A 279-nucleotide genomic window follows, 5' to 3' on the forward strand; every position below is an offset into this window, starting at 1 on the left:
CACTCACAGGTGTTGAGTTAATCGAAACTGCTTAACCTTCGGGTTGGCAGTCAAAAATTTAAATCAATGTAACAATGAGTGTTCATAGCAATATGTACAGTTTGTTTCTTTAGTTAGAAACAAAAAATCAGAATTCATTGAGCCGCTGAAGTCGCAAGACGGAAGCACCAAAACTTTAATTGAAGAGTTTGATCATGGCTCAGATTGAACGCTGGCGGCAGGCCTAACACATGCAAGTCGAGCGGCAGCACAAGGGAGTTTACTTCTGAGGTGGCGAGC

The 279-nt window shown here is 42.7% G+C and carries 1 rRNA gene; it reads left to right on the top strand.

Annotated features, from left to right (window positions below):
- Window positions 1–176: 176 nt before the first annotated feature.
- Window positions 177–279: ribosomal RNA gene (locus KO531_RS22285) — 16S ribosomal RNA — on the top strand; the annotation flags it as partial.

The sequence above is a fragment of the Shewanella sp. NKUCC06_TVS genome, assembly GCF_019345515.1.
Lineage (GTDB): Bacteria > Pseudomonadota > Gammaproteobacteria > Enterobacterales > Shewanellaceae > Shewanella > Shewanella oncorhynchi.